This window comes from Thermonema lapsum (assembly GCF_011761635.1).
GTDB classification, from domain to species: domain Bacteria; phylum Bacteroidota; class Bacteroidia; order Cytophagales; family Thermonemataceae; genus Thermonema; species Thermonema lapsum.
Genome location: NZ_JAASRN010000001.1, coordinates 344,773 through 370,542, shown reverse-complemented (window position 1 = coordinate 370,542; position 25,770 = coordinate 344,773). Strand labels below are relative to the sequence as shown.

The following is a 25,770-nucleotide window of genomic DNA, read 5'->3' as shown; positions in this document are numbered from 1 at the left end:
TCATGCAAAAAGTTGTAAAGTTACAGGTAGAAGACCATATCGGTCATGTGATTATTCAGCGTGTCGACAAAGCCAATGCTTTTGATTTGGCTACCTGGCACGCCCTGCGCGATGCCTTCCGCGAAGCAGACCGCACCGCAGAAGTGCGCTGCGTATTGCTGCGTGCCGAAGGTAAACACTTTTCAGCAGGTATAGACCTTAGTTTACTCATGCAAATCAAGCAGGAAATTGATGCCATGGACTGCCCCGGGCGTGCACGCGAACACCTGCTTGCATTTATCAAAGAGTTGCAGGCTTGCATACAAGCCATCGAAGACTGCCGTAAGCCGGTGATTGCCCTCATTCAAGGAGGATGCATAGGCGGCGGCGTCGATATCATCTCGGCATGCGACATTCGCCTGTGCAGCGCACAAGCTTACTTTTCGGTCAAAGAGGTGGATTTAGGCATCGTTGCCGACCTGGGTACCTTGCAACGCCTACGGCACTTGGTGGGCGAAGGCATTGCCCGCGAATGGGCATTCACTGCACGCAACATCAGCGCACAAGAAGCCTACGAATGCAAGCTGGTCAATCGGGTGGAACCAGATAGCGAACACTTACTGCAAGCCGGCATAGAGATGGCTCGCTCCATTGCCGCCAAATCGCCCTTGGCTGTACGTGGCACCAAGCAAGTTATGAACTACAGCCGAGACCACAGCGTAGCCGAAGGACTGGAGTATGTGGCGCTGTGGAATGCTGCTCAACTACTTTCCAAAGACATAGAATCAGCTATGATAGCTGCTTTCCAAAAACAAACGCCCTCTTTCCAGAATTAAGGGTTACTGCCTATTGGCAACTGTGCTCAGTGATACGCACTTTCTTTTCCAGTATTGCCCTTCATTTATCTCTTTTGCAAACAACAACTACCGGCTTCCTTTGCTAAAAAAGCAAAGGAAGCGTTATTTTATCTTTTCAAATCGCTCTCCCAAAGTGTAACTTTTATGCATGCGTGGATAGTTTACAGCTTGCTTGCCGCAGCGGCAGCGGGTGCATATGTTTTAAAAAAACTAACTGCCGGTGGCAGCATCGCCGGATGGCTCATTGCTTGCTTGCTTTTTTATGCCAGCGGTTGGAGCGGGCTCGGCTGCATGGCACTTTTTTTCCTTATAGGCACAGCTGCCACTGCCCTGCACGAGCGAAGAAAAAAGCAAAACAAAGTACATGAGCAAAGAGGCATAGCCAATGTGGTGAGCAATACTGCCGGCGCTTTAGTTGTTGCAGTGCTGCATTTGCTGCTTCCCGACTTTTTTTCTTCCGAAACAGTCATTTTGTGCATAGCTACATCGCAAGCCACAGCCCTCAGCGATACCCTGTCGTCAGAACTGGGACAGTGCTACGGCAAAAGTTGCTACTCTATTCTTACTTTACAACCAATCCCTCCGGGCAGCGACGGCGGTATCAGCTTCATGGGCTTGCTTGCCGGCTTGGGCGGCAGTTTAGTCATAGCCATCTACACTGCTTTTTTTGTACCTGCACCTTTCAAAATAGCACTGCTTGTACTCCTCAGCTGGGCGGGCAACCTATTAGACTCACTGCTGGGCGCTACCCTGCAAAAAAAGGGATTGCTTGACAACCACGGCGTAAACGCTGTGAGCAACTTAATGGCTACCCTTTTGTACATGAGTGTATTGCGATTCACCACAGGGTATTGACAGGCACAAACCATCATAAGCCAAATGCACATTTGGGGGCAACTCAGCTTCCACCTCGCGATGCAACCCCATCTGGTGGCTGATATGAATCAAGTATGCCCGCTGCGGTTTAAGTTCTTCTATAATTGCTAAAGCTTGTTCAAGTGTAAAGTGAGAGATATGCTCTTTCCTACGTAAGGCATTCAGTACCAACACATCCAAACCTTTAAGCTTCTCTTTTTCCTCTGGAGCAATATAATTGGCATCGGTAATGTAGGCGAAATCACCTATGCGATAGCCTAAAACCGGCAGCTTATAGTGCATCACTTCAATAGGGATAATTTCAACGCCCTCTATTGTAAAGGGTTGGTTATCGATAACATGCACTTTCAGCTGTGGCACACCCGGATATTTGTGTTCGGCAAAGGCATAAGCAAACTCACGCTTCAACTGCTCTATTACATGTTGACGGGCATACAAAGGCATGTCGCGCTGTTGCTTAAAGTTAAACGGACGCACGTCGTCCAAGCCTGCGGTATGGTCTTTATGCTCATGAGTAAACAAAACGGCATCCAATCGACGTATGTTGGCGCGCAGCATCTGCTGACGAAAGTCTGGTCCGGTATCTATGACTATGCTTAAATCGCCTACTTGTACATGCACCGAAGAACGCAGCCTTTTATCCCTGAAATCCAAAGAGCGACATACAGCACAATCACAGCCAATCACAGGCACTCCCTGCGAGGTGCCCGTTCCCAAAAAAGTTACTTTTATATCCATAGTTACAGTCAATCTTACATGATTGTTTACAAACACTGCCTAACACGTAGCCTATAATAACGTATTTATTTAAAAAACTTGTTTATTATGCCCTATTTGGATCCTATTACGGGGAACTTAGGCGAGCGGCGCGCACGCCATCTGTTGCGCCGCCTTACCTATGGCGCCAATCAGGCACGAATTGCTGCCTTTGCCGGCATGAATGCCCCTGCGGCATTAAACCAATTGTTCAGCTTTACGCTTCCGCCACCCCCAGTAAATGAAAGTGGCACCCCATGGGTCACGCAAGCCCCTCAAATCGATGAAGACGAAGACCGCCAACGCCACTTGATTAAGTTATGGTGGCTGGGACGGATGTACGAAGAAGATACTGCCCTGGAAAGGCTTACCTTTTTTCTGCATACAGTATTGACGACCAAAGCTGAAACGGTAGGCAGCAGTCGGGCTATCTATTACCAACTGCAATTGTTCCGCACCTACCTCTACAACGACTTTAACAACGTCAACCCCAACTTTAACCGCTATACCCAACTCATCAAAAAAATATGCATAGACAATGCTATGCTCGTATTTTTGGACGGGCGGCTGAATGAAAAAGGCAATCCCAACGAAAACTTTGCCCGAGAGCTGTTCGAGCTGTTCACCATAGGCAAAGGCTATAGCATCGCACCAGGCAATTACACCAACTACACCGAAGACGACATACGGGCAAGCTCATTTAAGCCCTCTCTCCAAAATAGCGTATATAAGTAGCCAAGTCTTTGTCGCCTCGCCCCGAAAGGCTCACAACCACCACCTCACCCGCTTCGAAAGTCATCTTTTTGAGGGCAGCCAAGGCATGTGCCGACTCTATGGCGGGGATGATGCCCTCTAAACGGCTCAATTCCAAGGCTGCTTCCATGGCTTCGTCATCGGTGGCAGCCAGAAAGCGGGCGCGCCCAGTATCATGCAAATGAGCATGCAAAGGACCGATGCCAGGGTAATCCAAGCCAGCTGAAATAGAGTAAGGTTCTACTACTTGCCCATCGGCGGTTTGCATCAACAAGGTCTTGCAACCGTGTAATATACCTATGCGCCCTCGGGCAATGGTGGCGGCTGTTTCGCCCGAATCGATGCCCTTACCCGCTGCCTCTACTGCCACCAGCTGTACCTGCGGCAGGTCAAGAAAATGATAAAAAGCCCCCGCGGCATTGCTACCTCCTCCTACACAAGCCACTACGTAATCGGGATACGCACGCCCTTCTTTTTCCTGCAGTTGCTTACGTATCTCCTCGCTGATGATTGCCTGCAGGCGTGCCACCATGTCGGGGTAAGGGTGTGGTCCTACCACCGACCCTATGATGTAATGGGTGTCGGTGGGATGGTTAATCCAGTCACGAATTGCTTCGTTGGTGGCATCTTTCAGGGTACGGCTGCCGCTCAGTGCCGGACGCACTTCTGCGCCCAACATGCGCATACGCTCTACGTTGGGCTTTTGTCGTTCCATATCTACGGCGCCCATGTACACCACGCATTGCATACCCATGAGGGCGCACACCGTAGCAGTAGCTACCCCATGTTGCCCCGCACCGGTTTCGGCTATAATCCGTTTTTTGCCCAAACGTTGCGCCAATAGTATCTGTCCTACGGTATTATTGATTTTGTGTGCGCCGGTATGGTTCAGGTCTTCACGCTTCAAATAAATTTTCACCCCGTAACGCTCCGACAAGCGACGGGCAAAATACAGAGGTGTAGGACGCCCCACATAATCGCGCAGCAGCGCCCGCCACTCTTGCTGAAAATCGGGACTCTCTATGATGGAAAGGTAGTTTTTTTGCAGCTCTTCCACATTTGGATACAGCAACTCCGGAATGTAAGCCCCGCCAAAGCGTCCGTAAAAGCCACGCTCATCTACGGCATAGGCGCTTTTGGTTTGTGCAATCATATTTGTTCACTTTTAAGTTCAAAGTATTTTAGCAAATCACAAACTTTTTGCATATCCTTATTGCCCGGCGACAACTCAAGAGCACTGTTAAAGTCAAGCCCTTCGACAGGCAAATGAGGATGTGCCCTCAAGAAATCGCACAAGGCAGACATGTTGTGCAAGCCCAGCCCCCCACTTATCCATAGGGGGGTAGGCAACGAATAGCCAGCCAAAAGCTGCCAAGAAAACACCTGCCCATTGCCACCCCGCTGCGCCCCTGCTGTATCGAAAAGAAAAGCATCGACATAAGGCACATAGGCTTGCAAGCTTTGCACAGAAGGCAAAGCCTCCCCCACCGGAAAGACTTTCCAAAGCTTCACCGACAGGCTCTGACGCAATGCCTGACAATAGGCAGGCGATTCATCGCCATGCAACTGCACTACCGACAAGCTATCGCGGCGCACCAGATACGCTACCTGCTCAAGGGATGCATTCACCACCACCCCCACTTTTTTTACCCTTTTAAGTGCAGGCATCACAAATTGCTCGCCCACAAAGCGGGGCGAACGGGGGTAGTAGATAAAACCCAGATAAGGCACTCCCAAGCGCTCACATTCTATAATCTGCGCCGTTTGGCGCATACCGCATATTTTTACTAAAGGCATCATAGCGCATTTACTTCTTGCAAACGACGCCGTGTAGCCTCTATCAAGCGGCGGCAGCTGTCGCCCGGTTGTGGGCTTATCATAAAGGCTTCACCTATTAGAAAACCGCGATAACCGCACTGTATAAGCTCTACCAAATCTTCGGCGCTACGTAAGCCGCTTTCAGAAATGCGCACGGTGTCTTCGGGGATGTAAGCTGCCAACTGTTTCGAATGTTCAAGGCTTACTTCAAAGGTCTTCAGGTTGCGGTTATTCACGCCTATGATGTCCACGGGGGCTTCCATGGCTTTGTCCAAATCCTCCATATTGTGCACCTCGCACAAGACCTCCAAGCCCAAATCGTGGGCTTGCTGTGTAAAGAATTGTATTTCTTTTGTGCTCAATATGTTGGCAATCAGCAGCACCACATCGGCACCATATGCTTTGGCTTCGTAGAGCTGATATTCGTCTATGATGAAATCTTTGCGCAAAATAGGCAAGGCGGTGGCGCTTCTGCCCACCTGAAGGTCAAGCAATTCGCCATCAAAAAAAGGCTTGTCGGTCAGGATAGAAACACCCGCTGCCCCTGCTTGCTCATAAGCCAAGACAATTTCTTGTGCATTGGCTTTGGGCTTCAAAGCACCCTTTGAAGGCGAGTTGCGCTTAAACTCGGCAATAATGCCAAATGGCTGCGCCAGTAAGTTCTTTTTCAGAGAGAGGGTTGCTCTACCAAAGAGCGGCTTTCGACTCAGTTGCTCTATGGTTTGTACTTTGCGACGTGCCTGCACTTCGGCACGCTTGTTCATGACAATCAAATCTAAAATCGTGGAGGTCATAGCTGGACAGTTTTAGTATTGTTTTGATTTAAAGATTGAATTTTTTTAAGCCGGCGCAGGGCTTCGCCACTTTTCAGGGCTTCGAAAGCGGCTGCGCGGCAATCGTCGAGCGAGGCATACAAACCTGCTACATGCAGTGCCACGGCGGCATTGGCAACCACGGCGGCTTCTTGCGCGGGCGTGCCTTCGCCTTTCAAAATGTGTAAAAACAAAGCTGCGGCTTCTTCGACGGTAGCCCCTCCATGTAGCTCTTCGGCTTGCAAGCGGGGAAATCCCAGCATTTCGGGCTCCATAATCACTTCGGTTTCATGGGTCATCATTTTGAAGGCAGAGGTCAACGACACTTCATCATAGCCAGCAAGGCTGTGTACAATGGCAAACTGCTTGCCGCTACGCTGATAGAGATAGGCATATAAGCGCAGCAGCTCCATGTTGAATACCCCCACCATCTGTTTGGAAGGAAAGGCAGGATTTACCATCGGTCCCAGCATATTGAAAAAGGTCTTCACACCCAACTCGCGCCGCACCGGCGCTACATTTTTCATAGCCGGATGAAACAAAGGGGCATGCAGGAAACAAATGCCAGCTTCTTCTATCTGACGGCGCAGCTGCTGCTCATCGTTGGTAAACTGCACACCCAAGGCTTCCAGTACATTGGAAGAACCGCACACCGACGATACTCCATAGTTGCCATGTTTTGCCACGGGCTGTCCGGCAGCTGCCACCACCAAAGATGCCAGCGTAGATATGTTGAAAGTATTTTTACCGTCGCCGCCAGTGCCACATAAATCTATCACCTCGTATGCCGACAGGTCCACAGGCACACACAGCTCCAGCATGGCATCACGAAAACCCTCGAGTTCTTCTACCGTAATGCTTCGCATCATGTAGATGGTCATGAAAGCTGCCACTTGGGCAGGGGCATAATGCCCGTGTGCTATGTTCTTGAGCACTGTTTTGGCTTCTGCTTTGGTAAGGGTTTTATAGTCGAGCAAATAAGAGAGTATTTCTTTCATTGTTCAGTGGAGTTATTGAAAAGTCGTTGATTCACAATAGCATAGCTGGATAAGTAAACACACATTCAAACCGGAAGTTTACCGGCAGACACATCCATAGCTTTTAAGGAAGAAGGATTGAGAGACAACCAATTGTGCAGCATTTGCTTGCCGTATTCGGTCAGAATAGATTCGGGATGAAACTGTACCCCACGCACATCGTACAGACGGTGGCGCACCGCCATGATATGCCCTTGCTCATCTTGGGCAATCATTTCCAGCTGCTCATGCGGAAAGCCTTCCCGGTCAATGACCCATGAATGGTAATGCGCCGCTTGGAAAGGGGCAGGTACGCCCTCAAACAAACGGTCGGCAACTAAGGGATGCATAGCTGAAGCTACCCCATGCAGCACTTCAGGTAGATTCAACAGACGGGCACCAAAAGCCTCTCCAATGGCTTGATGTCCCAAACAAACCCCTAAAATGGACTTTGTGGGTGCATAGCGTTGAATGAGCGCCGGCATGATGCCTGCTTCGGAAGGCAAGCCCGGACCCGGCGACAACAGTATTTTGTCGTAGGCGTCCACGGCTTCCAATGAAATTTCATCATTGCGAAACACCTCCACGGCTTCTTCTAAGCCCAGCTCATAGAGCAAATGCACCAGATTGTAAGTAAAAGAGTCGTAATTGTCTAGTACAAGGATTTTCATAGCGGTTTATTTTTTAAATATTTCTTCTGCATAATGAATTGCCTGTTTCAAAGCTGCCAGTTTGTTGTTTACTTCCTGCAGCTCACTTTCGGTTGAGGACTTCGCTACGATACCCGCCCCCGCCTGTGAATAGAGGCGATAGTCCTTGCTCAGGAAAGAGCGAATCATAATGGCTTGGTTGAAATCACCATTAAAGCCCAAATAGCCAATACAACCGCCATAATAGCCGCGTGCCCCTTTTTCATAGGTATCGATGAGCTCCATTGCCCGGTATTTGGGGGCACCGCTCAAGGTCCCTGCTGGGAAGGTGTCAGCCACCAGCTGCAAAGAAGGCACCCCAGACTTCAGACGCGCACTTACCTTCGATACCAAATGAATCACATGCGAATAGTATTGTATCTCCTTGAATACTTCTACTTTTACGTCTTTGCCATGGCGACTAAGGTCGTTGCGTGCCAAATCGACCAGCATCACATGCTCGGCATTTTCTTTGGGGTCGGCAAAAAGGCGCTTGGCTTGCTCGTAGTCGGCTTGGTCGTTGCCGGTGCGGCGGAAAGTACCCGCAATGGGGTAAATGGTTGCCTCGCGGTTTTTGATGACAATCTGTGCTTCGGGCGACGAACCGAACAGCTTAAAAGAACCGTAATCAAAGAAAAAGAGGTAAGGCGAAGGGTTGATAGAACGCAAAGTGCGATATACATTGAACTCATCGCCACGGAAGGGCTGTTCAAAACGGCGCGACAGCACCAGCTGAAACACATCGCCCTTTTGACAGTGCTCTTTTGCCGCATCTATGACCGCCCGAAATTCATCGTCGGTAAAGTTGGAAAGCTCCTGCCCTACCGTATAAAACGGATAACTCGGTACATTGCGATTCTCTATGATATCGAGGAAGCGTTCTAAGTCGCTCTCTTCGCCTTCGGGGCAATGCTCCAGCACATACATCTCATCTTTAAAGTGATTGATGACTATCATAAAACGGAAGCTCTGATACAGTATCAAAGGGATGCGGCGGGCTTCTTCTAAAGGCTGCCGAAAGCGGATGGTTTCAAAAAACTGCACGGCATCATATGCCATGTAGCCAAATAGACCGTCTGTAACGAAGGGTAAATTAAAACTTTGAACTTCAAAGCTGTTTAAAAAATCTAATAGAGACTGCAGTACCTGCTCAGGCTGCTCCACTACTTGCCTGTAACTGCTACCATCGGGATAGGTGGTTTGTATTTCATAGTTGTGCACGGCAAAGCGGGCAATGGGTGCCACGCAGATGTAGGAATAAGAGTTTTCGCCGCCGTGATAATCCGAGCTTTCGAGCAGCAAGGTATTCACAAACTTGTCGCGCAGTTTAAGGTACAAGTTCACAGGGGTGTGTGTATCTGCCAGCTGACGGTGTAGCCGCGTGCGCAAACGGTGTTTTTTGGGGGTGTTGACTGATGAAAGAGGCATCATAACTTTTGATTTTTTACTTTCAAAGAGGGGTGTAAACGAAAACGGCTCGTTGCTGTGAGCAACGAGCCGTTTTTTGTGCACCAAATCCGTAATTTCTTATTTGGTCAGCTGTTCCATAAACATAGCACGTCGTTGCCCACAGCTTTTTTAGTGCTGTGCCACCACCAACGTGCTACGATATGAACAAACTGCTTCTGCATACAATGAAAGAAATAAACAAAGTTTAATGCAAGCGTGCCGTAGTAGGCGTTGTTTAATTGTTACCGAAACAATGTTTTCTGTTTACCTGTTGCAATGCTAAGAAATACATTTCTTACATGCAAGAAAACGAGTGTATTTTTTTACAAAAAAGCATTTACAGGCTGATTATCAATGTTTTTTTACTTCCACGATTGGCGCCCATCCTTTCCTTAAACGCACTCAGTCCCTCGTTTATGATGCCTTCTACCGAAGAAATTCCCAAATCCAAAAAAGAAATTCCTTCTTGCTGGGCATATTCATACATAGCATTCAAAAGCGGCACCATAGGACTAAAGACGTAGTAGTGCGGATGGTTGCAAGGTAAAAAATAGTAGAGTACCTGCGGATGCACCCAAAGGGCAATGCATGCTGCCAGCAGGGTGCCTTGGGTGTCGCGCAATTCAAACAGTTGCAATGCATCGCCTGCTATAGTAACCGAACGGCACAGACGCTCAAAAGAGATGCTTAATGGAATATTTCTTGTCTGCCTGTTTAGTTGCAGTAGAGCATAAAACTCTTGCCAGTCCACTTCGGTGGCAGGTCGCCTACGCAACTGCCACCCCTGCCGGCAAGGTATGCTCAAATAGCGACGCTGCCCACGGCTCATGCGTACGCGCAAAGGTGTGTTCTTCACCTCTATATAGTGGCATACATCTTCTATTTCTCTAACTTCTTTGATTCCAAGGGACAATTTGCGCCATATCTGTTGCGGTGGCGTACATATAGGATAAAAGTCTGGGGGCAAGCTTATTCGTAAGCATGACGCCTGTTGCTGTCTCAGGAAGCGTATAGTACACTCAAGCAATAGCCCCCATTGCTTGGTAGTGAACCAACGACTTCCTTCCCAACCTCCAAAGGTAAGGAAGCGAGGGCTAAAAAAACATCTTTGCTCCCCTTCATATAAGTAAATCAGAGCATGTATTTGCTTTGTGTCATGTGCAACACCTACAAACACATTGCCTTCGGTATAAGAATGTGCATATGCTTCCTTGCAGAAAAGTGAAGGCAAGAAGGCAATGGGCATGGTGTGCAACAAAGGGCGCGCTTCGTTCAGTGGCAACAACTCAACCCTCATCGGGATAGGCTCTTTTTTTAAAGACCACTGACAAAACGTAGAAGACTGCATAAGCCGCCAAGCTTCCTACCATGGCGCCCACTATCACATCGCTCAGGTAGTGCTTGCCTAAGTACACCCTGCTAAAAGCCACTACTGCAGCCCATAGCCACAAGCCGTGCACCCAGGGGGTTTGCTTGTGCCAAAGCAACACAAAAAAAGTAGCAACCCCAAAGGTATTGGCTGCATGAGAAGAGGCAAAACCAAAGCGCCCTCCGCAGCCGTCAGGTAGCAAGAGGTAAGGCTGCAAATCGGGGTGATGGCATGGACGCAAACGCTCAAAAAAAGGCTTCATCAGCGTAGAGGTCAATTGGTCTGCCAAAAGCACCACCAAGGCTACTGCTACAACATGCCAAAGCAGCTTTACTGTGGCACGCTGCTCTTTCCATAACCCCCACAACAACAAAACATACAGTGGTAGCCAAGTCCATGTGGCAGAAGCGGCAGTCATCAATACATCTGCCCAAGGATGGTGGTGGCGATGCACCCACAAGATAAAGTGAACATCCCACTCTTCTATTGGTTGCCAAAAAGCATTCATCTTATGAAAAAACGTCTTCGAAGTGTTCAATCAAATGCTGCCCCGAAGATACAAGCTTTATGGCGATTATATCGAAGCGAATATTTCCACACCACGCTCGTTCGAGGATGTAGGCTTCTGCCGCTTCCATGATGCGCGCTGCCTGTGCATGGCTGACAAACTGCTCGGGGAAGCCAAAAGCTGTACTGCGCCGGCTTTTTACCTCCACAAACACCAATAAATTGCCCGTGCGAGCAATGAGGTCTATTTCATAATGCCCATAGCGCCAATTGCGTGCTTCAATACGGTAACCTTTTTGCTGCAGAAAAGCAGCAGCCAAAGCTTCGCCTCTGTGCCCATTCTGGCGGCTTGTTTTTTTCATTTTTCCCGTATATTTGGTAAACTTTATTGAATTTAAAACAAACAACGATGGCTACAAACTCTATGAAAGCGTTGATTGAAGGCTTTGCCTCTCAGCTGCAAAAAGCCTTGGCTATAGCACAAAAGGTAAATTTCTCGTTTAAGCCCGACAGCATACAGCAAATAGTGGTTACCGGCTTGGGAGGCTCAGGTATTGGGGGCAACCTGCTACAATTTTTTGCACAAGATATACTTCAGGTACCCGTATTGGTCAATAAGACCTACAATCTACCCACTTTTGTGAATAAACAAACCCTAGTAATTGCCAGCTCTTTTTCGGGCGATACAGAGGAGACCTTGTACGCACTACAAGAAGCCATAGAGCGCCAAGCGCAAATATTGTGCATCACCTCGGGCGGTAAACTGCTGAATATAGCCAAAGAAAAGGGCTTTGATTACATACAAATACCACAAGAATCGCCCTGCCCGCGCGCCTTTTTAGGCTACTCTTTGATTCAGCTCATGGCTGTACTCAAACACTTTGCACCGAACTTTGACCTTGAACATGAAGTGCTGCATGTATGCCGCCAATTGGAGCTTTACCGCACACAGATACAGGAAGAAGCCCAGCAATTGGCAAAGCTTTTCCATAAGCGCCTGCCCATTGTCTATGCCGATGAGCGCTGGTATCCTGCCATCTTGCGGTTGCAACAACAAATCAACGAAAATGCCAAACAGTTGTGCCATGTGAATGTATTCCCGGAGATGAACCACAACGAACTGGTGGGCTGGGGACTGGACAAAGCACAATACCGGAACATAGCCGTGCTGATGCTGCGCAGCAATCTGGACCATCCGCGTGTCAAAATACGCATGGATATATGTAAGCCCATTTTTGCGCAGAAAGCCGCGCAAGTATATGAGGTAAGTACTCATGGGCAAAGCTACTTCGAACAGATGCTGTATGTCATACACCTCTTTGACTGGGCATCGTTCTATCTGGCGGAACTGAACGGCGTGGACGCTTTCCCTGTTGATGTAATAAACTACCTGAAAAGCAGCTTAGCCAAATATGAAAGCCAGGCAAAATAGAACCGTAGAATTTCGTCATTTGGGCAATATCGACTACCAAGAAGCATGGAACTATCAAAGCCACCTTTTTGACGACATCGTAGAACAAAAAAAAGCGAATTATTCTCTACCCGTCGAGGAGCAGCGGCTTTGTCCCAACTACTTGCTTTTTTGTTCACACCCTCATGTCTTTACCTTAGGCAAAACGGGCAGCCTTCAGCATTTGTTGCTCAACGAGCAACAGATGAAAGACAAAGGCATCAGCTTTTACAAAATCAACCGGGGTGGCGATATCACGTATCACGGTCCGGGGCAGATTGTAGGCTATCCTATCTTGGACCTCGACAACTTCTTCACCGACATAGGACGCTACATCCGCAGCATCGAAGAAGTCGTCATACGCACTTTGGCAGAGTATGGACTGGATGCCGGGCGTATAGAAGGTCTCACCGGCGTATGGCTCGGCTACAAAGCCGGAGAAGTGCCCCGCAAGATATGCGCTATAGGCGTGCGTACCAGCCGCTGGGTAACCATGCACGGTTTTGCTTTCAACATCAATACCGACCTGCAGTATTTCAATTACATAGTACCTTGTGGCATCAAGGATAAAGCTGTTACCTCGCTTGCCAAAGAAATGGGGCATGAGGTGGACATCAAAGAAGTAGAAGAAAAACTAAAACGCCACTTTGAAACAGTCTTCGAATGCCATCTGTATGAAAGTCATAGCATGAGCATCGGTGCCCAAGCACAATAAAACTTTTATGCCAAGAGAAGATGTTTTTACCTAAAAAACACAAACCATGAAAAAAGATATAGAATTCCCAAGTGTAGAAGGAGTCAAAGTAGCCATCGTAAAAAAAGAGAACCTCACTTCCGAAGACGAGTGGTATGTCTATATTCTGAATACCAATCCCTACCCTATTCATACCATCTTGATTACAGCAAAAGGGTATGGTGAAATAGATGGCGAGAAAAAAAAGACCTCTACCTTACGCTACCACATCGAAGAGCTGCCCGCCGGCAGCTATGCCATGATAGAGCCCATCCACCCGGATGTATTCCGCCTATATAGCGAATACTGGGTGAGTTATTATGTAGACAAACAGATATTTGACAAAAAGTACATTTTTCCGCCTGATTCCATACAAGATGCCCACCTTACCCTCATCAAAGCACTGAACATGCCCGGTATTTTGCACGAATAATGTAAAAATATGACGTCATTTTGCCGGCTGTTGTTATTTTTTCCTGTATCATTTTTGCGAGTATCCCGTATAAAACGTATGTTTTTTAGCAGCATAAACAATTAAAAATTAAACTCAACTTGCCGTACTATGGAACAAAACAATAAGTCAAAAGAAAAACGCCAGGCGTGGCTCATTGGCATTATAGTAGTGCTCACTCTCACCAATTTGATTTTGCTTTATCTCTTTGTTCAACGTAACAAAGATGTCAACCAACAAGCGGTGGTCATTGAAGAATACAAAGAAGAGATAAACCAAACCTCTGCCAAGCTTGACTCCATCTCGCAAGAGCTCGACAAGCGCATCGAGGAAGCCAAAGCCCTGAATCAGGACTACGAAGCCCTGCTCAAGGTAAAAGAGCAGCTCGAACGCGACAAAGAGCAGCTCAAAAATGCCAATGCCCGCATGCTGCGCGAATATGAGGCAAAAATTAAAGCCTACGAAGAGCTGCTCATAGCTAAAGACAAAGAGTTAGAAAAATGGCGCGAAATAGCCAATGAGCTGAACGAAGAAGTAGTAGAAACCAAGAAAGAAAAGATGAAGCTGGTGGACTCCATCAGCAGTGTGCAGAAAGAAAAGCAAAAGCTTGAACAAACCCTTGCACAAGCCGCCATCCTGAAAGCCGAGAATATCCGCATTTTGGCAATCAACTCACGTGGGCGCGAACGAGAAGACGATGTCTACCGCGCCCGCCAAATAGACAAGCTGAAAATAGTATTCAATTTGGCAGAAAATAAAGCCGCTAAACCCGGAACCCGCCAAATTTACCTGCGCCTAATAGAACCCTCCGGGGCGGTGCTCGTAGGACCCGACGGCGGACGCTTTCAAGATGCACAACAACAAAACCTCAATTACACAACCATCAAGCAAGTCATGTATGACCAAAACAGCCAAGAAGTGAGCATCATCTACGACAAAGGCAGCGAGTATCGCGAAGGAACCCATGTCGTTGAGCTCTATTGCGAAGGACACCTAATTGGGCGAGGCTCTTTTGTGGTAAAATAAAAAATCACACAACAAAATATTTCCAAAAGAGGGGCTAATGCCTCTCTTTTTTATTTGCATTAGTAAAACAGAATCTTTAAATTTGCGCCTTGTCAAAACAAAAAAGGATTTTTAACCTATGGAATTCAAAAATCAGTACGAAACGGTATTCATTTTAACTCCCGTCTTGTCTGAAGATCAGATGAGGGATGCCGTTGACAAGTTCAGAAAAATCCTGACTGATAACGGTGCGGAGTTGGTACATGAAGAGAATTGGGGGCTGCGCAAGTTGGCTTACCCCATTCAAAAGAAAAAAACAGGTTTTTACCAGCTTTTCGAATTTAAAGCCGGTCCCGAAATTGTCAATATTCTGGAAACAGAATATCGCCGCGATGAGCGCGTGATGCGTTACCTGACCGTCAAACTCGACAAATACGGTGTAGAATATAACGAAAAACGCAGAAAAGGCGAACTGAAACGAGTAGAAGAACCCCAAAACGAAGAATAAGCTATGACACTCATAAACGAACCTATCCATCAGGAAAAACGCAAGAAGGTAAAGAAATACTGCCGCTTCCGTAAATACGGCATTAAATATGTAGATTACAAAGACCCTGACTTCTTGCTGAAGTTTGTAAATGAACAAGGGAAGATTTTACCCCGCCGTATCACTGGCAATAGCCTGAAATATCAGAAGAAAGTAGCACAAGCTATCAAACGTGCCCGTCATTTGGCTCTGTTGCCGTTCGTAGCAGATAACTTAAAATAAAAAACCGTAAAGCGTCATGGAAATTATTTTAAAAGAAGATATTGCCGGATTGGGCTATAAAAACGATGTGGTGAAAGTAAAAGACGGTTATGCCCGCAACTACCTCATCCCGAAGGGCTATGCTGTGATTGCCAACAAATCGAATCTTCGCCAACTGCAAGAACAGCTCAAGCAAGCAGCACACAAAGCCGAAAAAATCAAAGCCGATGCACAGGCTATCGCCGATAAAATCGGTAATTTGGTGCTTGAAATCAAGGCTAAGGCAGGTGAAAGCGGGCGTCTATTTGGTTCTGTAACCACCGGTCATATTGCCGAAGCACTCAAAGAAAAAGGCTTTGACATCGACCGCAAGAAAATATTGATTGTGGGCGAAGCCAAAGCTTTGGGTGAGTACAAAGCCATTATAGACTTGCACAGAGAAGTGAAACACGAAATCACCTTCAAAGTAGTAGCTGAATAAACACCGTCAGCTACCATACAATATAAGAGGCTGCCTGATAGCAAGCAGCCTCTTTTTCATTGCTCCCTTGCTTAACACATTAAAATTCCAGCATAAAAACTTTGCATACAGTTGCATAGTTTTTGTGCATTCCATATTTTGTTTAAGCTCCATCAAATATGAACCAATATGCTAAGCACTTTTCAGAAGCAAAAGATAAAGCACCTGTTCTGCTTTTATGACCAAGACGAAAGCGGTTTTATTGAAGCTCATGACATAGACAGCATTGCCAACCGATTTGCCGAAGAGTTCAGGTGGCGTATCGGCGAAGAGCAAGACAAGAAGTTTCGCGCTCTTTTTCGTCAGGTATGGCGCAGGCTGGTGCTTCGCTTCGACGAAGATGAAAACGAAAAAGTAAGCCTCGAGGAGTTTTTGCAAGCATACACTCAAAACCTAAGCAGTGAAGAAGCATATCAAGAAAACGTTTTTCCTTTCATAGAAAAGCTTTTCCCCATTCTTGATGGTGACCAAGACAATGCATGGACCCGGAAAGAGTTCCGACGTTTTTACCGCTGTTTTGGACAAAGCAACGAAGAAGCGGATGCGGCTTTTGAAGCTATGGACCTCAACAGCGACGACAAGCTGCAAAAAGACGAAGTTTTTACTCATTTCAGAGCGTTCCATCTGAGTAATTCTTCCGAAGAAATAGGCAACCACTTCTTCGGAAAACTACGCCCATGAGGCAGCAACTTACAAGAGAAAAAAGAGATAATCATGTGCAGACGACCATGGTTATCTCTTTTTTTATTATCATTGTTATCCTAACGGAATACATTTTTATGATTGTAGATGCCCATCCGTCTGCCGTAAAGCACAAATACGACCAAATCATCCATGCTGTTATCATCGAGATAAAAGAGCGAGCAAGCAGCCCTGAGCTCAAAAAAGCTATCCGTTTCGTTGTTACTTTGTATTTACCCACCGACCCCTTCCGCTGGTTAATTGACGTACGCCATGCCCAAAATCTGCCCACCGATTTTTTCTATTGGCTGCCGGAGTGGTGGCAAAAAGAGCTCCCTGAGATGCTGCCTCACCCTCATTTCATCGCTTATGTGCTCAACCCCAAGATATTTAGCGATACCGGGCTGCAAAGGGTAAATGCCAAGATAGAACAAGCTCAGGAAAAAAAAATCGCTAAGGAACGCTACTTTGCGTCTTTATTAAGTGCGCGTGCGTGGCTTTTTCAGCAGCAAGCCTAAAATCATATACCTGTACGGGGGTAACAACCAAATGAAGCGGGACATCATGTGGCTCTATGTCCTCTATTTTTTCCAAAGGTGGCAATAAAGATAAGCCTACGCGCAAGGCGTGGGGCAAAGAGCTCAAAAAAGTGTCATAATAACCTTTGCCATAGCCTACCCTTCTGCCGCAGCGGTCAAATGCCAACAAGGGTACCAATACTAAGTCTATATTTTCTAATTCGGAAGGAGCAACCAAAGGTGCCGTATCGAGTGGTTCTGGTACTCCCCAAGGGCTCATTTGCAACTCCATACCGGGCAAAAGGTAGTAATGCTCCAGAGAAGCATCTTTTACCTTCGGCACCATTACCTTCAAAGCGGGCACCTCCTGCCTGATAAAATCAAGCAAAGGGCGCACGTCGGGCTCGCGCTGACGTAGAATAGGCAAAAAAACGTGTATATAAGTGATGGATTGCCAGTTGAAAAGTGCTTTCAGTCGCTCTAAAAGGGCTGTATTCAGGCACTCGTACTCGGCTTCTGTCAAAGCCCGGCGTTGCTGTTTTGCCCATTCACGGGCTGCTTGTTTCGACAGTACTCCTCTCATCGGCATCAGGTGTTTTCTTTTAGCAGCAATACTTCTGTTTCAAATGGTTTTAGCAAGGAAAGTAGTTGCTGCCAGTAGTTTCTTTCCGGATGATACACAAAAAAGGTAAACAAAGACTCGTGGCGTTCTTGCGGCACTCCGGCAGGAAACAGACTTTCATGTACAGAACGAATTTGCCGTATGGCTGTTTCTTCGCGTTGCTTTACGGCTTTATAAAAACGTTTCTCCAACTCGTCTATTTGCTTCAGCGCTTGGGTTTCATAAGCTTTTACTTTTTTATCCAAGGACGCATCCACAGCACCTACTTCCGGAAGCAACAATGCATAGGCTTCTTTAGTCTTGACTTTGGCTTGGTCAAAGACAGCGGTTTCGTGTACATGGGTCTGTAACCATGCTTTTAGTAATTGTTCTATCGGTTGAAAAAAATGAATAGGCTGCAAAGCATTTTTTTCAATCTTGCGCAAATCCGCTGGCGTAAGTACAAACAAAGAGTGGCGTAAGCCAAGCACTGGCATTTGTATGTGTTCGTCGAAACGGCGCCAATAAGCAAACGCACGGCGTAATTGCAGCCAATAAGACAACTCGCCGGGACCGCCTATATACACCGCATTGGGTAATATTGCCTGCTGATAAACCGGACGTAGAATCACATTGGGGCTCCACCTCTCGGGCTGCTGCTCCACTGCTTCGCGCAGCTCAGTCAAAGACCACTGCAACTCCCCCCCTACGGTTTGCCAACGACCTTCTGCCGTACGCTCTACACGCAAGCGCTCGCCATCAGTTATGTAGAATAGATTGATATTGCGCGCATGTGCCTGCACAATGCCGTTCATTTGGCTTATCTTCTCGCTTTGAAGAGCCACAGCCGCTTGGGTGGGCATTTGGGTCAATTCCTGCCATATGACGTCTTTCCATAGCGCCTTCAAGCAAGGGTCATCGCCATCGATGATGACAAGCCCCAGTTCACCAAAAAGCTGGTGCAAGAGTCGGCGTGTCGCCATAGCCCAAGTATCGCCGGAGCGATATGCCGCCGCCCATGAGCGTATTTCTTCGGGAAGCTGCTCTACAAAATGTTGCATGTCGGGCAACACGTAGCGCCCCACGGCACCCGCATAATCCGGCTGCCACTCATAACGCTTCCCACGAAAATAAAAGTGATTTACCTCTTCCCAATCGTGGTCTTCGCTTGCCATCCAAAAGACAGGCACGAAGTGATGGTTTGGCATGAGGGCATTCAACTGCTCTGCCATACGAATTACCGACAGAATCTTGTACGCCACAAAAAGAGGACCTCCCATCAGCACCAATTGATGCCCGGTGGTAAGTGTAAAGGTATTGGGATGCGCCAATTGCTCTATGTTCCGTCGTACATTTGCGGGCAGCTCCATGCCGCTGTATTGCTGCATGATAGCTTGCGACACAAGACGCCGGCGCTGCTCGGTAAAACGGCTGTCTTTGATAAACTGCCGCACACCTTCTACAGTAGGCTCATATTCGTAAAGGGAGCGTAGGGCTTCGTCTTTTTCAATGTATCTTAGTATCCAATCGTGATATAAGCCGCTGCTACGCGGCGACAAACATTCGCAATCATAGAGCTTCTGCTCTTCTTGACTAATATTCATGTTCATCCTCCTCTTTTTGTGTGCGTTTTTGGAATGAGTACATATAAGCTTTACCCAAATCGAAAAATCCAAATACATTACGGTAAGCATTGAATATATGCCCCGTATTGTCGGCATACATGCTAGCAAGCGCTTCCATCAACTTGGCTTTCATTGCCGTTTCTCTTCTGAATACCTCAAGGATATTTACTTGTGGCAGAACCAGGATTTGGGCTTCTTCTGATGCCACAATGGCATTGTAAAGACGGCGTTTTTTTGGCAAAAAGGCTTCACTACCCAAAGTAATCCCCTCTTCGGCATAAGCCAGTACTTCAAAAGTATCTTGTATGTCAATATTTAATTCCACACGCCCTTCCCTGACGATATATACTGCCTGTGCCGGGTCTTCACGAAAGAAAATCACTTCGTTTTTCTTAAAGGTGCGGTGGTAAAAATAAGGATAGAGCTCTGCCAGCTCTGCTTCATCCAGACAAGAGAACAACTGTGAACGTCGTAAAAAACGAAACAAGTTGCGTTCGGCAGCAGAGTATGTTTTTTTAAAGGGATTGCGCAATTTCATCGCATATCTATGGTTTGGGGGTCCAGCTTAAAAATAACACATTTTGCGTAGATGCATTCAAAGCAAAGCGTTCATCGATGCGGCGCCCAAGCACCCAAGCAATACGCCCTTGCGCATCAGCAAGCACATATTGGCGCTCCTTTTCAAAGCGTGATAGCTTTATGTTTATCAAGAAGTCGCTTACTTTTTTGCTTTTGCCTTTCATACCGAAAGGACAAAAGCGGTCGCCAGCTTGCCATAGTCTTACCTTCAGAGGGAAATTCAGCTTATCTGCATCCAAATAAGCCTGACAAGGGTCAGCCGAGAGCAATGAAGGACGCCCTGGCAACAACTCCCAATACAAACTGCCGAAGCAAAGCGAAGCATTCCCTTTTGGGGAAGACAAAAGCAGCTCCTCATGGCATAAAGCGGCGTTTTCTGCCTGTGCACGAATCAGCAGCTCTCCCCTGTCGAGCAACAAGCAATGCGTAGCGGTATAGAAAACGGCGCCGGCTTGCGATCGACCGCAAGCCTCTATCAATTGCTCTGCCAAGTCAAAAGAAACTCCGTAAGGTGCCAAAAGCGCTTGCCAAAGCGCCACCTTGCGAGGCAAGTGCTCAAAGGCAAAATGCAAAGTGGCTGCCTCGTCTTCGTAAAATACATTTTGGCGCCAACGGGTAACATACTCTTCCCACACTTCTTCAACCTCCCGGATACGGCAAGTCGTCGCCCATACTGTTGCCTCTATCTTAGGATTGATTTCCCGCAAATGAGGCACCACATGGTGGCGGAGGTAGTTCCGACGGTATTTGTCTGTTGCGTTGGAACTGTCTTCGCGCCATGAAAGGGCATGATGCCGGGCATAATCCATAATTTGTGCACGGGTAGCAAAAAGCAGGGGACGCACCAAAAAAGCCTGTTTGGGTAAAATACCATGCACTGCGGCAATGCCTCCACCACGACACAAACGAAACAAAACCGTTTCCAAAACATCATTGGCATGATGAGCCGTTGCCACGTAATCGTAGCCTTTTGTTTGCAGCAGTTGCTTGAACCAATCATAACGCAGCTTTCTTGCCCATGACTGTATGTTACCGGCAGCCGGCGGGCTTGCTTCATGCAGAAAGAAAGGCACCTTCAAACTTTCTGCCCATTGCGCCACCCAAGCGGCATCTTCCTGCGACTCCCTGCCACGCAAAGCATAGTTTATATGGGCAATGGCAAACATAAAGCCTGCTCTGGCAAACAGATGGCTCATCACTACCGAGTCTATACCTCCACTTACGGCAAGCAGTATTTTATCCTTTGGGGTGAAGAGTTTATTTTTGTCGATGAAGCCTAAAAAATCGTCAATAAGCATACGTCGGATAAGAAAGGATGCGGTTTCTTTAACAGCAAAGGTAAAAAATATGTTCACATACGACACCAAGCTGCGGGTGCGCTATGCCGAAACAGACCAAATGGGATATGCCTACTATGGCAACTATCTCGAATATTACGAAGTAGCACGTGTGGAAACACTCCGCGCTTTGGGCTATCAATACAAGCGCCTCGAAGAAGAAGAGGGCATTATGATGCCCGTACTGGAAGCATATGTGTACTACCGCAAACCCGCTTTTTACGACGAAGAGCTCACCATACGCACCCATATCAAGGAGATGCCCACAAGCCGTTTCCGTTTCGACTATGAAATATTTAACCCAAAGGGAGAGCTCATCAACGAAGGATACACAACACTGGTCTTTGCAAAAAAAGAAAACGGACGCCCCGTGCGTTGCCCCTCTATATTGCAGGAATTACTCCTACCTTATTTCCAACCTAAACCAGCATAGAAAGCCCACAAGAGCGGGTTAATAAAAAGGGATTTCTTTTCCATTTGAAGCGAACGAGACATTCCTTTGAAGAAATCAGATTTTTTACTACCCTGTGCCCTGTGCTTCGTACAAGATGACAGATTTTACAAAATTTAAAATAACACACGGTATCGACTTTTGAGTAACACTTTCGAAGTAGCCAAATAAGCAAAAAGGGGGCGCATTCCGTAGCCCCCTTTCCTTTCTTTATAGTTTTTGCTCTACTCTATCACTACACGTTGCGGAATAACGCCTTCGCTGCTTTCGAGCTGAATCCAGTACATGCCTCTGCCGTAAGCAGACAGGTCAATGTTCATCTTTTTGCCCTTCACGGGGATGCTCGTCAGGGTTTTACCGCTTACGTCCAGCACATGCACCTTATACACTTCAGCTTTGAGGTTGCTTATATCCAGCATAAAAGCGCCTCTCGACGGATTAGGATACAACTTCACCTCAGTAGAGAGGGGCGATTCCAGGGCTGTTACTTCTGCCACCGTGGTGAAAGTTCTCTTCACAGGCGAAGCCTGTAGCACATTTGCATTGCTTTCTGCCACAAAATACACGTCATAGGTGGTACCCGGGTTCAATCCTCTTACATTCATCACAGCATCTTGGTTGGCAGTCATCGACACCGAAGCCGCCCTGATAGGCGCACTGCCACCGGCTGCCTGCCCAGCTTTTACCTCGGCGGCTGTGGGAGCGGTGGCTCCTGCACTGAGTACTACCAAGTAAGCAGTTCCTGACTTATTGGTTCTCACCACTCCGTCAAAGGCTTCATAGGTTACATTGGTAATTGTCGGATAACCATTGCTAAACACAGGGGGCTGAGGCGGCAAAGTAGTAAAATCTACTTTGGTTGGTGATGGTTGCATGGTGCCGCCGCTGCTTTCGGCTACTACATATACATCATAGGCGGTATTGCTCGAAAGCCCACTGAAAGCAATGCTTCCCTCTAAATTTTGTATCAGCGAAGTATTTCTACCGCTAGCTACGGGCGCGGCGCCACCGGCTGCCTGCCCAGCTCTTACCTCGGCGGCTGTGGGGGCGGTGGCTCCATCGGGCACCACCACGGCATAGGCAGCGCCATTGCGGTCTATTTTTACCAGCAAAGTAGCAGTTTCATCGGTGACAGTTCCCATCTTAGGATAGGTACTTGCCCAGTTGGGGGTGTCGGGTGCCAAAGTGGTTACATCCAGCTTGGTGGGGTTGCTCTGCAAACCGCCACTCGACGCCCGCAGCACTACATACACATCGTAGGCGGTGGTATTACTCAAGCCTATAATGTCTATATATGCCACTGTATTGGCAGTAATAGAAACACTCCCAGAAGCAGATGGTGCACCTCCCCCACTTGCCTGTCCATTCATTGCTTCTTGTGAAGTAGGTGCGGGAGCTCCATCAGGCACCACTACAGCATAGGCGGTGCCATCAACATCGGCGCTCACATTGATACGGAAAGAAGTTGTACCAATATTGGAGATATTGGGATATCCACTGTTGAACTGAGGCTCGGGAAGTGCCCGCACCACGATATCGTCAATGGTGAAACCATCGGTAGCTATTGACGTGTGCCGAATGGCTAAGTAGATGTTCTGCCCGGCATAAGTCGACAAATCAACCGAGAATTTTTTGAAGGTACCATCTCCCGATATGTTTGTTTGCTCAAGCAGCGGGGCACCGGTAAAATTCCCCACCGTATTGCCTGTAGTAGAGACGTATACGCGTATAGCATTGGTTGAAGCCCCTGAACCTAAGGTCATTCCCCAGAAGAGCAGCTCTGCCCCGCTCGGGGGTATAGTAAGCTGAGGGGTAATGAGCCAGTTGTCACTATTATTAACCCCCCCATCCCCTACGCTCACAATGGTGATAGTGTCCCGCCAGTTTACGTCTGAACCTTTTATTGCCGAACCCGAATAAGGCACATTGCCCCGCATCACCTCCCAGGGGGTATTGTCGCTATTACCAGCAGTATTATTGTCCACATTGTTCCAGCCGGAAATTGACAGAGCACCTACTTGGTTGTAATAAGCCTCAAATCCTTCCCGCAACACAAATGGTTGCCCATTGTTATACACATCGGTCAGTACCCGCACAATGCTGGTTCTACCCACCTCGGTGCCGCTTCCATTGTAGGCAATCACGCGGTAGTAATATTCAGTGGCTTCTTGCAGATTGTTGTCGGTATAAGTGCCAGCAGCAGTAGCGCTGTGTACCTCTGTAGAGTCATTGCCCAGGAGGTCATCCGACGGATCGTTGGGCGTTCCGCCGTCGTTCATAGAAGTAGCCCGGTAGACTTTGTAAGTAGCCGCTCCGACGGCTGCGTTCCACTCGATGTCCACGCTGTTGTGGGTGATGTTGGAGGTAGTAATGTCAAAAATTTCTCTGAGCTCCCATGTAAAATCCCCCGGTGCACCAAACTCATCGGTCCATTGTATATAGTATGTCTTACCCGCCTGTGCATAAAAGCGCCGATAAGCTCTATACCCATCGGTTGTGTTGCTGCTACAGTTGTAGTCATAATTATACTGCTCATTGCCACTGCCGTTCTCAGTATTTTCCAAATATACTCTACTGTCATTTACAGGATCGTACTCGTAAAGGAAGAATATATTGTAAATACTACCATCAGATACGTTTCCTGTCCCGCCACATTCGTCTATTTCCACCCACACACTTTTAGTAGCCGTATATTTAAACCATCTGGCGCAAGTAGGGGCATCGCCTCCGTCAGGATTATCCAAGTCGGCTTCCGAACAACCCCCATCAGAAAAAGAGCCACACGTATGCGTGCCCGCTGTGATGAGGGGCGCATCGGCTGCCTTGAAACTTCCTTGTGCCCGGGCACCCCAGGCAACAAAAAAGCCCAAAAATGCACTCCAAAGCAGTGGAGCCAAGGCATGATTTGGGAAGAATTTCGTTTGTTTCATAACCTTTCATTTTTTAGCTTATAGGTTAATACAGTCTTTTTATGAAAAGGTAAGCAAATTCTGTGCTATGTGCAATTGTTTTGCCGGTAAAGAAATGTAATATATTAACATCACGCGGTTACTTTGTCCACTTGCGCGGCTTTTTGTAAATTGCCTTGCTAATCGAGTTCAAAACCATCAAAACCTATGGCACACAAAGCTGAAATACTTTATGACTCCATCCCTGTGGTGGACTTGGCAGACTTTAGCTCAGGCGACCCTACCCGCAAAGCCAAATTTGTAGAAGAGCTGGGCAAGGCATTTCAAAACATAGGTTTCGTGGCGGTGAAAAATCACGGCTTCACTGCCGACCGACGCCAGCGCTTGTATGAAGTGGTTAAGAAATTCTTTGCTTTGCCCGACGAAGTAAAGATGAAATACCACAAAGCAGAGTTGGCAGGGCAGCGCGGCTACACCCCCCGCAACCAAGAGCACGCCAAAGACCACCCCGTGCCCGACCTGAAAGAGTTTTACCAGATTGGGCAAGAGGACATCCGTCCAGAAGACAATTTGCCTGCCGAAGACTATCCGCCCAACCTATGGCCCGAGGAACTGCCCGAATTCAAGGAAGAAACGCTACATGCTTTCCGCACTTTGGAAAAGGCTGGGCGCCAGTTGCTGCGCGCCATTGCCCTCTATTTAGGCTTGGAAGAAGACTACTTCGAAGACAAAGTAGAAAAAGGCAACAGCATCTTGCGCACCATTCACTACTACCCCATAGAAAACCCGGATGCCCTGCCCCCTGGTTCGGTGCGAGCTGCTGCACATGGCGATATCAACCTCATCACGCTGCTGATGGGCGCCAGTGCCGAAGGACTGGAAGTGCTGCGCCACGACGGCAAGTGGATTCCGGCTATACCCAAAGAAGACGAAGTGGTGATTAACGTAGGCGACATGCTTTCGCGACTGACCAACAACAAACTAAAATCGACCATCCACCGGGTAGTGAATCCACCCCGTGAAAAGATGCACGAACCCCGCTATTCCATTCCTTTCTTTTTGCATCCTCGCTCAGAGATGAGCCTTGCCTGCTTGGAAAGCTGCATCGATGAACAAAATCCCAAGCAATATCCCGACATCACTGCCGGTGAGTTTTTGCGTCAACGCCTCATAGAAATAGGCTTGTTGAAGAAGTAGGTTTCATATGCCGGGGCGCCTGCTTGAAGCAAGCAAGCGCCTCGTGTCTTTTGCATTTGCTTTGCCTCTCCCTGTGTAAGAAAC

The 25,770-nt window shown here is 47.7% G+C and carries 29 protein-coding genes; 14 read left to right on the top strand and 15 right to left on the bottom strand.

Annotated elements, in window-relative coordinates:
• The first annotated feature begins 2 nt into the window (after positions 1-2).
• Complete coding sequence (locus FHS56_RS01550; protein ID WP_166918127.1) at positions 3-815, top strand: crotonase/enoyl-CoA hydratase family protein; 813 nt, start codon at positions 3-5, stop codon at positions 813-815.
• 165 nt (positions 816-980) lie between these two features.
• Positions 981-1,691, top strand: coding sequence for a DUF92 domain-containing protein (locus FHS56_RS01545; protein ID WP_166918126.1), 711 nt, complete (start codon positions 981-983; stop codon positions 1,689-1,691).
• Here the strand turns inward: FHS56_RS01545 and FHS56_RS01540 are convergent.
• On the bottom strand, positions 1,638-2,444 hold the full coding sequence (locus FHS56_RS01540) for an MBL fold metallo-hydrolase (RefSeq protein WP_166918838.1): 807 nt from the start codon (positions 2,442-2,444) through the stop codon (positions 1,638-1,640). The two genes, FHS56_RS01545 and FHS56_RS01540, sit on opposite strands and share 54 nt — an antisense overlap.
• Before the next feature lie 93 nt (positions 2,445-2,537).
• Between FHS56_RS01540 and FHS56_RS01535 the strand changes: the two genes are divergently transcribed.
• Positions 2,538-3,203: a DUF1800 family protein gene (locus FHS56_RS01535; RefSeq protein ID WP_166918125.1), complete on the top strand. Its 666-nt coding sequence runs from the start codon at positions 2,538-2,540 to the stop codon at positions 3,201-3,203.
• On the opposite strand, the gene trpB is transcribed toward FHS56_RS01535, so the two are convergent.
• From trpB to FHS56_RS01490, 9 genes are all read right to left on the bottom strand, one after another.
• A complete protein-coding gene (trpB, locus tag FHS56_RS01530) occupies positions 3,169-4,374 on the bottom strand; it encodes a tryptophan synthase subunit beta (protein WP_166918124.1) in 1,206 nt (401 codons plus the stop codon). The two genes, FHS56_RS01535 and trpB, sit on opposite strands and share 35 nt — an antisense overlap.
• Complete coding sequence (locus FHS56_RS01525) at positions 4,371-5,021, bottom strand: phosphoribosylanthranilate isomerase (protein ID WP_166918123.1); 651 nt, start codon at positions 5,019-5,021, stop codon at positions 4,371-4,373. Before FHS56_RS01525 ends, trpB begins: the two co-directional genes overlap by 4 nt.
• A complete protein-coding gene (trpC, locus tag FHS56_RS01520) occupies positions 5,018-5,833 on the bottom strand; it encodes an indole-3-glycerol phosphate synthase TrpC (protein ID WP_166918122.1) in 816 nt (271 codons plus the stop codon). The genes FHS56_RS01525 and trpC overlap by 4 nt, the downstream gene beginning before the upstream one ends.
• Complete coding sequence (gene trpD, locus FHS56_RS01515; protein WP_166918121.1) at positions 5,830-6,849, bottom strand: anthranilate phosphoribosyltransferase; 1,020 nt, start codon at positions 6,847-6,849, stop codon at positions 5,830-5,832. The genes trpC and trpD overlap by 4 nt, the downstream gene beginning before the upstream one ends.
• Before the next feature lie 65 nt (positions 6,850-6,914).
• On the bottom strand, positions 6,915-7,538 hold the full coding sequence (locus FHS56_RS01510) for an anthranilate synthase component II (protein ID WP_166918120.1): 624 nt from the start codon (positions 7,536-7,538) through the stop codon (positions 6,915-6,917).
• Between the two features lie 6 nt (positions 7,539-7,544).
• Positions 7,545-8,987 (bottom strand): anthranilate synthase component I family protein, encoded by a 1,443-nt coding sequence (locus tag FHS56_RS01505; protein WP_243844122.1) that lies wholly within the window; start codon positions 8,985-8,987, stop codon positions 7,545-7,547.
• A 355-nt stretch (positions 8,988-9,342) separates the two neighbouring features.
• Positions 9,343-10,302, bottom strand: coding sequence for a GNAT family N-acetyltransferase (locus tag FHS56_RS01500; RefSeq protein ID WP_166918119.1), 960 nt, complete (start codon positions 10,300-10,302; stop codon positions 9,343-9,345).
• The gene (locus tag FHS56_RS01495) at positions 10,292-10,882 is read right to left on the bottom strand and encodes a phosphatase PAP2 family protein (protein ID WP_166918118.1); all 591 of its coding nucleotides are present in this window, start codon (positions 10,880-10,882) and stop codon (positions 10,292-10,294) included. The genes FHS56_RS01500 and FHS56_RS01495 overlap by 11 nt, the downstream gene beginning before the upstream one ends.
• A 1-nt stretch (position 10,883) precedes the next feature.
• Complete coding sequence (locus FHS56_RS01490) at positions 10,884-11,243, bottom strand: YraN family protein (protein ID WP_166918117.1); 360 nt, start codon at positions 11,241-11,243, stop codon at positions 10,884-10,886.
• A 47-nt stretch (positions 11,244-11,290) separates the two neighbouring features.
• On the opposite strand from FHS56_RS01490, the gene FHS56_RS01485 reads away from it, so the two are divergent.
• The 9 genes from FHS56_RS01485 to FHS56_RS01445 all read left to right on the top strand — a co-directional run bounded on the left by FHS56_RS01485 (position 11,291) and on the right by FHS56_RS01445 (position 16,987).
• A complete protein-coding gene (locus FHS56_RS01485; protein ID WP_166918116.1) occupies positions 11,291-12,313 on the top strand; it encodes a bifunctional phosphoglucose/phosphomannose isomerase in 1,023 nt (340 codons plus the stop codon).
• On the top strand, positions 12,294-13,046 hold the full coding sequence (gene lipB, locus FHS56_RS01480; RefSeq protein ID WP_166918115.1) for a lipoyl(octanoyl) transferase LipB: 753 nt from the start codon (positions 12,294-12,296) through the stop codon (positions 13,044-13,046). The genes FHS56_RS01485 and lipB overlap by 20 nt, the downstream gene beginning before the upstream one ends.
• Positions 13,047-13,092: 46 nt before the next feature.
• Positions 13,093-13,497 carry a hypothetical protein gene (locus FHS56_RS01475; RefSeq protein WP_166918114.1) on the top strand — a complete coding sequence of 135 codons (405 nt, stop codon included), beginning with the start codon at positions 13,093-13,095 and terminating at the stop codon, positions 13,495-13,497.
• Between the two features lie 129 nt (positions 13,498-13,626).
• Positions 13,627-14,541 (top strand): hypothetical protein, encoded by a 915-nt coding sequence (locus FHS56_RS01470; protein ID WP_166918113.1) that lies wholly within the window; start codon positions 13,627-13,629, stop codon positions 14,539-14,541.
• Positions 14,542-14,659: 118 nt separating this feature from the next.
• Complete coding sequence (gene rpsF / locus FHS56_RS01465) at positions 14,660-15,028, top strand: 30S ribosomal protein S6 (RefSeq protein ID WP_166918112.1); 369 nt, start codon at positions 14,660-14,662, stop codon at positions 15,026-15,028.
• 3 nt (positions 15,029-15,031) lie between these two features.
• Complete coding sequence (gene rpsR, locus FHS56_RS01460) at positions 15,032-15,289, top strand: 30S ribosomal protein S18 (RefSeq protein ID WP_166918111.1); 258 nt, start codon at positions 15,032-15,034, stop codon at positions 15,287-15,289.
• A gap of 16 nt (positions 15,290-15,305) precedes the next feature.
• Positions 15,306-15,749 (top strand): 50S ribosomal protein L9, encoded by a 444-nt coding sequence (gene rplI, locus FHS56_RS01455; protein WP_166918110.1) that lies wholly within the window; start codon positions 15,306-15,308, stop codon positions 15,747-15,749.
• 168 nt (positions 15,750-15,917) lie between these two features.
• Entirely contained in the window at positions 15,918-16,469 is a 552-nt protein-coding gene (locus FHS56_RS01450; protein ID WP_166918109.1) for an EF-hand domain-containing protein, read from the top strand.
• Positions 16,466-16,987 (top strand): hypothetical protein, encoded by a 522-nt coding sequence (locus FHS56_RS01445; protein WP_166918108.1) that lies wholly within the window; start codon positions 16,466-16,468, stop codon positions 16,985-16,987. Before FHS56_RS01450 ends, FHS56_RS01445 begins: the two co-directional genes overlap by 4 nt.
• Here the strand turns inward: FHS56_RS01445 and FHS56_RS01440 are convergent.
• Genes FHS56_RS01440 through tilS form a run of 4 tightly spaced genes read right to left on the bottom strand, consistent with a single transcriptional unit; the run spans position 16,923 to position 21,090 of the window.
• Positions 16,923-17,570 (bottom strand): 5-formyltetrahydrofolate cyclo-ligase, encoded by a 648-nt coding sequence (locus FHS56_RS01440; RefSeq protein ID WP_166918107.1) that lies wholly within the window; start codon positions 17,568-17,570, stop codon positions 16,923-16,925. The two genes, FHS56_RS01445 and FHS56_RS01440, sit on opposite strands and share 65 nt — an antisense overlap.
• 5 nt (positions 17,571-17,575) lie before the next feature.
• A complete protein-coding gene (gene bshC, locus FHS56_RS01435; protein ID WP_166918106.1) occupies positions 17,576-19,192 on the bottom strand; it encodes a bacillithiol biosynthesis cysteine-adding enzyme BshC in 1,617 nt (538 codons plus the stop codon).
• Positions 19,182-19,751 (bottom strand): Crp/Fnr family transcriptional regulator, encoded by a 570-nt coding sequence (locus FHS56_RS01430; protein WP_166918105.1) that lies wholly within the window; start codon positions 19,749-19,751, stop codon positions 19,182-19,184. Before FHS56_RS01430 ends, bshC begins: the two co-directional genes overlap by 11 nt.
• 7 nt (positions 19,752-19,758) lie before the next feature.
• A complete protein-coding gene (tilS, locus tag FHS56_RS01425) occupies positions 19,759-21,090 on the bottom strand; it encodes a tRNA lysidine(34) synthetase TilS (RefSeq protein WP_166918104.1) in 1,332 nt (443 codons plus the stop codon).
• A gap of 49 nt (positions 21,091-21,139) precedes the next feature.
• Here tilS and FHS56_RS01420 point away from each other — a divergent pair, with 49 nt between their 5' ends.
• Positions 21,140-21,562, top strand: a complete 423-nt coding sequence (locus tag FHS56_RS01420; RefSeq protein WP_166918103.1) for an acyl-CoA thioesterase — start codon at positions 21,140-21,142, stop codon at positions 21,560-21,562.
• Between the two features lie 242 nt (positions 21,563-21,804).
• On the opposite strand, the gene FHS56_RS01415 is transcribed toward FHS56_RS01420, so the two are convergent.
• On the bottom strand, positions 21,805-24,510 hold the full coding sequence (locus FHS56_RS01415; protein ID WP_166918102.1) for a T9SS-dependent choice-of-anchor J family protein: 2,706 nt from the start codon (positions 24,508-24,510) through the stop codon (positions 21,805-21,807).
• Positions 24,511-24,696: 186 nt separating this feature from the next.
• Between FHS56_RS01415 and FHS56_RS01410 the strand changes: the two genes are divergently transcribed.
• On the top strand, positions 24,697-25,686 hold the full coding sequence (locus FHS56_RS01410) for an isopenicillin N synthase family dioxygenase (protein WP_166918101.1): 990 nt from the start codon (positions 24,697-24,699) through the stop codon (positions 25,684-25,686).
• The last annotated feature ends 84 nt before the right edge of the window (positions 25,687-25,770 follow it).

Coding starts and splice junctions, on each gene's coding strand:
- trpC (WP_166918122.1), bottom strand. CDS start 5,833: ATGACCTCCACGATTTTAGATTTGATTGTCATGAACAAGCGTGCCGAA.
- rpsF (WP_166918112.1), top strand. CDS start 14,660: ATGGAATTCAAAAATCAGTACGAAACGGTATTCATTTTAACTCCCGTC.
- FHS56_RS01410 (WP_166918101.1), top strand. CDS start 24,697: ATGGCACACAAAGCTGAAATACTTTATGACTCCATCCCTGTGGTGGAC.
- FHS56_RS01490 (WP_166918117.1), bottom strand. CDS start 11,243: ATGAAAAAAACAAGCCGCCAGAATGGGCACAGAGGCGAAGCTTTGGCT.
- FHS56_RS01430 (WP_166918105.1), bottom strand. CDS start 19,751: ATGAAATTGCGCAATCCCTTTAAAAAAACATACTCTGCTGCCGAACGC.
- FHS56_RS01550 (WP_166918127.1), top strand. CDS start 3: ATGCAAAAAGTTGTAAAGTTACAGGTAGAAGACCATATCGGTCATGTG.
- FHS56_RS01495 (WP_166918118.1), bottom strand. CDS start 10,882: ATGAATGCTTTTTGGCAACCAATAGAAGAGTGGGATGTTCACTTTATC.
- bshC (WP_166918106.1), bottom strand. CDS start 19,192: ATGAATATTAGTCAAGAAGAGCAGAAGCTCTATGATTGCGAATGTTTG.
- FHS56_RS01535 (WP_166918125.1), top strand. CDS start 2,538: ATGCCCTATTTGGATCCTATTACGGGGAACTTAGGCGAGCGGCGCGCA.
- trpD (WP_166918121.1), bottom strand. CDS start 6,849: ATGAAAGAAATACTCTCTTATTTGCTCGACTATAAAACCCTTACCAAA.
- FHS56_RS01500 (WP_166918119.1), bottom strand. CDS start 10,302: ATGAGGGTTGAGTTGTTGCCACTGAACGAAGCGCGCCCTTTGTTGCAC.
- FHS56_RS01420 (WP_166918103.1), top strand. CDS start 21,140: ATGTTCACATACGACACCAAGCTGCGGGTGCGCTATGCCGAAACAGAC.
- FHS56_RS01445 (WP_166918108.1), top strand. CDS start 16,466: ATGAGGCAGCAACTTACAAGAGAAAAAAGAGATAATCATGTGCAGACG.
- FHS56_RS01510 (WP_166918120.1), bottom strand. CDS start 7,538: ATGAAAATCCTTGTACTAGACAATTACGACTCTTTTACTTACAATCTG.
- rpsR (WP_166918111.1), top strand. CDS start 15,032: ATGACACTCATAAACGAACCTATCCATCAGGAAAAACGCAAGAAGGTA.
- FHS56_RS01450 (WP_166918109.1), top strand. CDS start 15,918: ATGCTAAGCACTTTTCAGAAGCAAAAGATAAAGCACCTGTTCTGCTTT.
- FHS56_RS01485 (WP_166918116.1), top strand. CDS start 11,291: ATGGCTACAAACTCTATGAAAGCGTTGATTGAAGGCTTTGCCTCTCAG.
- FHS56_RS01475 (WP_166918114.1), top strand. CDS start 13,093: ATGAAAAAAGATATAGAATTCCCAAGTGTAGAAGGAGTCAAAGTAGCC.
- FHS56_RS01440 (WP_166918107.1), bottom strand. CDS start 17,570: ATGAGAGGAGTACTGTCGAAACAAGCAGCCCGTGAATGGGCAAAACAG.
- FHS56_RS01545 (WP_166918126.1), top strand. CDS start 981: ATGCATGCGTGGATAGTTTACAGCTTGCTTGCCGCAGCGGCAGCGGGT.
- rplI (WP_166918110.1), top strand. CDS start 15,306: ATGGAAATTATTTTAAAAGAAGATATTGCCGGATTGGGCTATAAAAAC.
- FHS56_RS01505 (WP_243844122.1), bottom strand. CDS start 8,987: ATGATGCCTCTTTCATCAGTCAACACCCCCAAAAAACACCGTTTGCGC.
- FHS56_RS01525 (WP_166918123.1), bottom strand. CDS start 5,021: ATGATGCCTTTAGTAAAAATATGCGGTATGCGCCAAACGGCGCAGATT.
- lipB (WP_166918115.1), top strand. CDS start 12,294: ATGAAAGCCAGGCAAAATAGAACCGTAGAATTTCGTCATTTGGGCAAT.
- trpB (WP_166918124.1), bottom strand. CDS start 4,374: ATGATTGCACAAACCAAAAGCGCCTATGCCGTAGATGAGCGTGGCTTT.
- FHS56_RS01470 (WP_166918113.1), top strand. CDS start 13,627: ATGGAACAAAACAATAAGTCAAAAGAAAAACGCCAGGCGTGGCTCATT.
- FHS56_RS01415 (WP_166918102.1), bottom strand. CDS start 24,510: ATGAAACAAACGAAATTCTTCCCAAATCATGCCTTGGCTCCACTGCTT.
- tilS (WP_166918104.1), bottom strand. CDS start 21,090: ATGCTTATTGACGATTTTTTAGGCTTCATCGACAAAAATAAACTCTTC.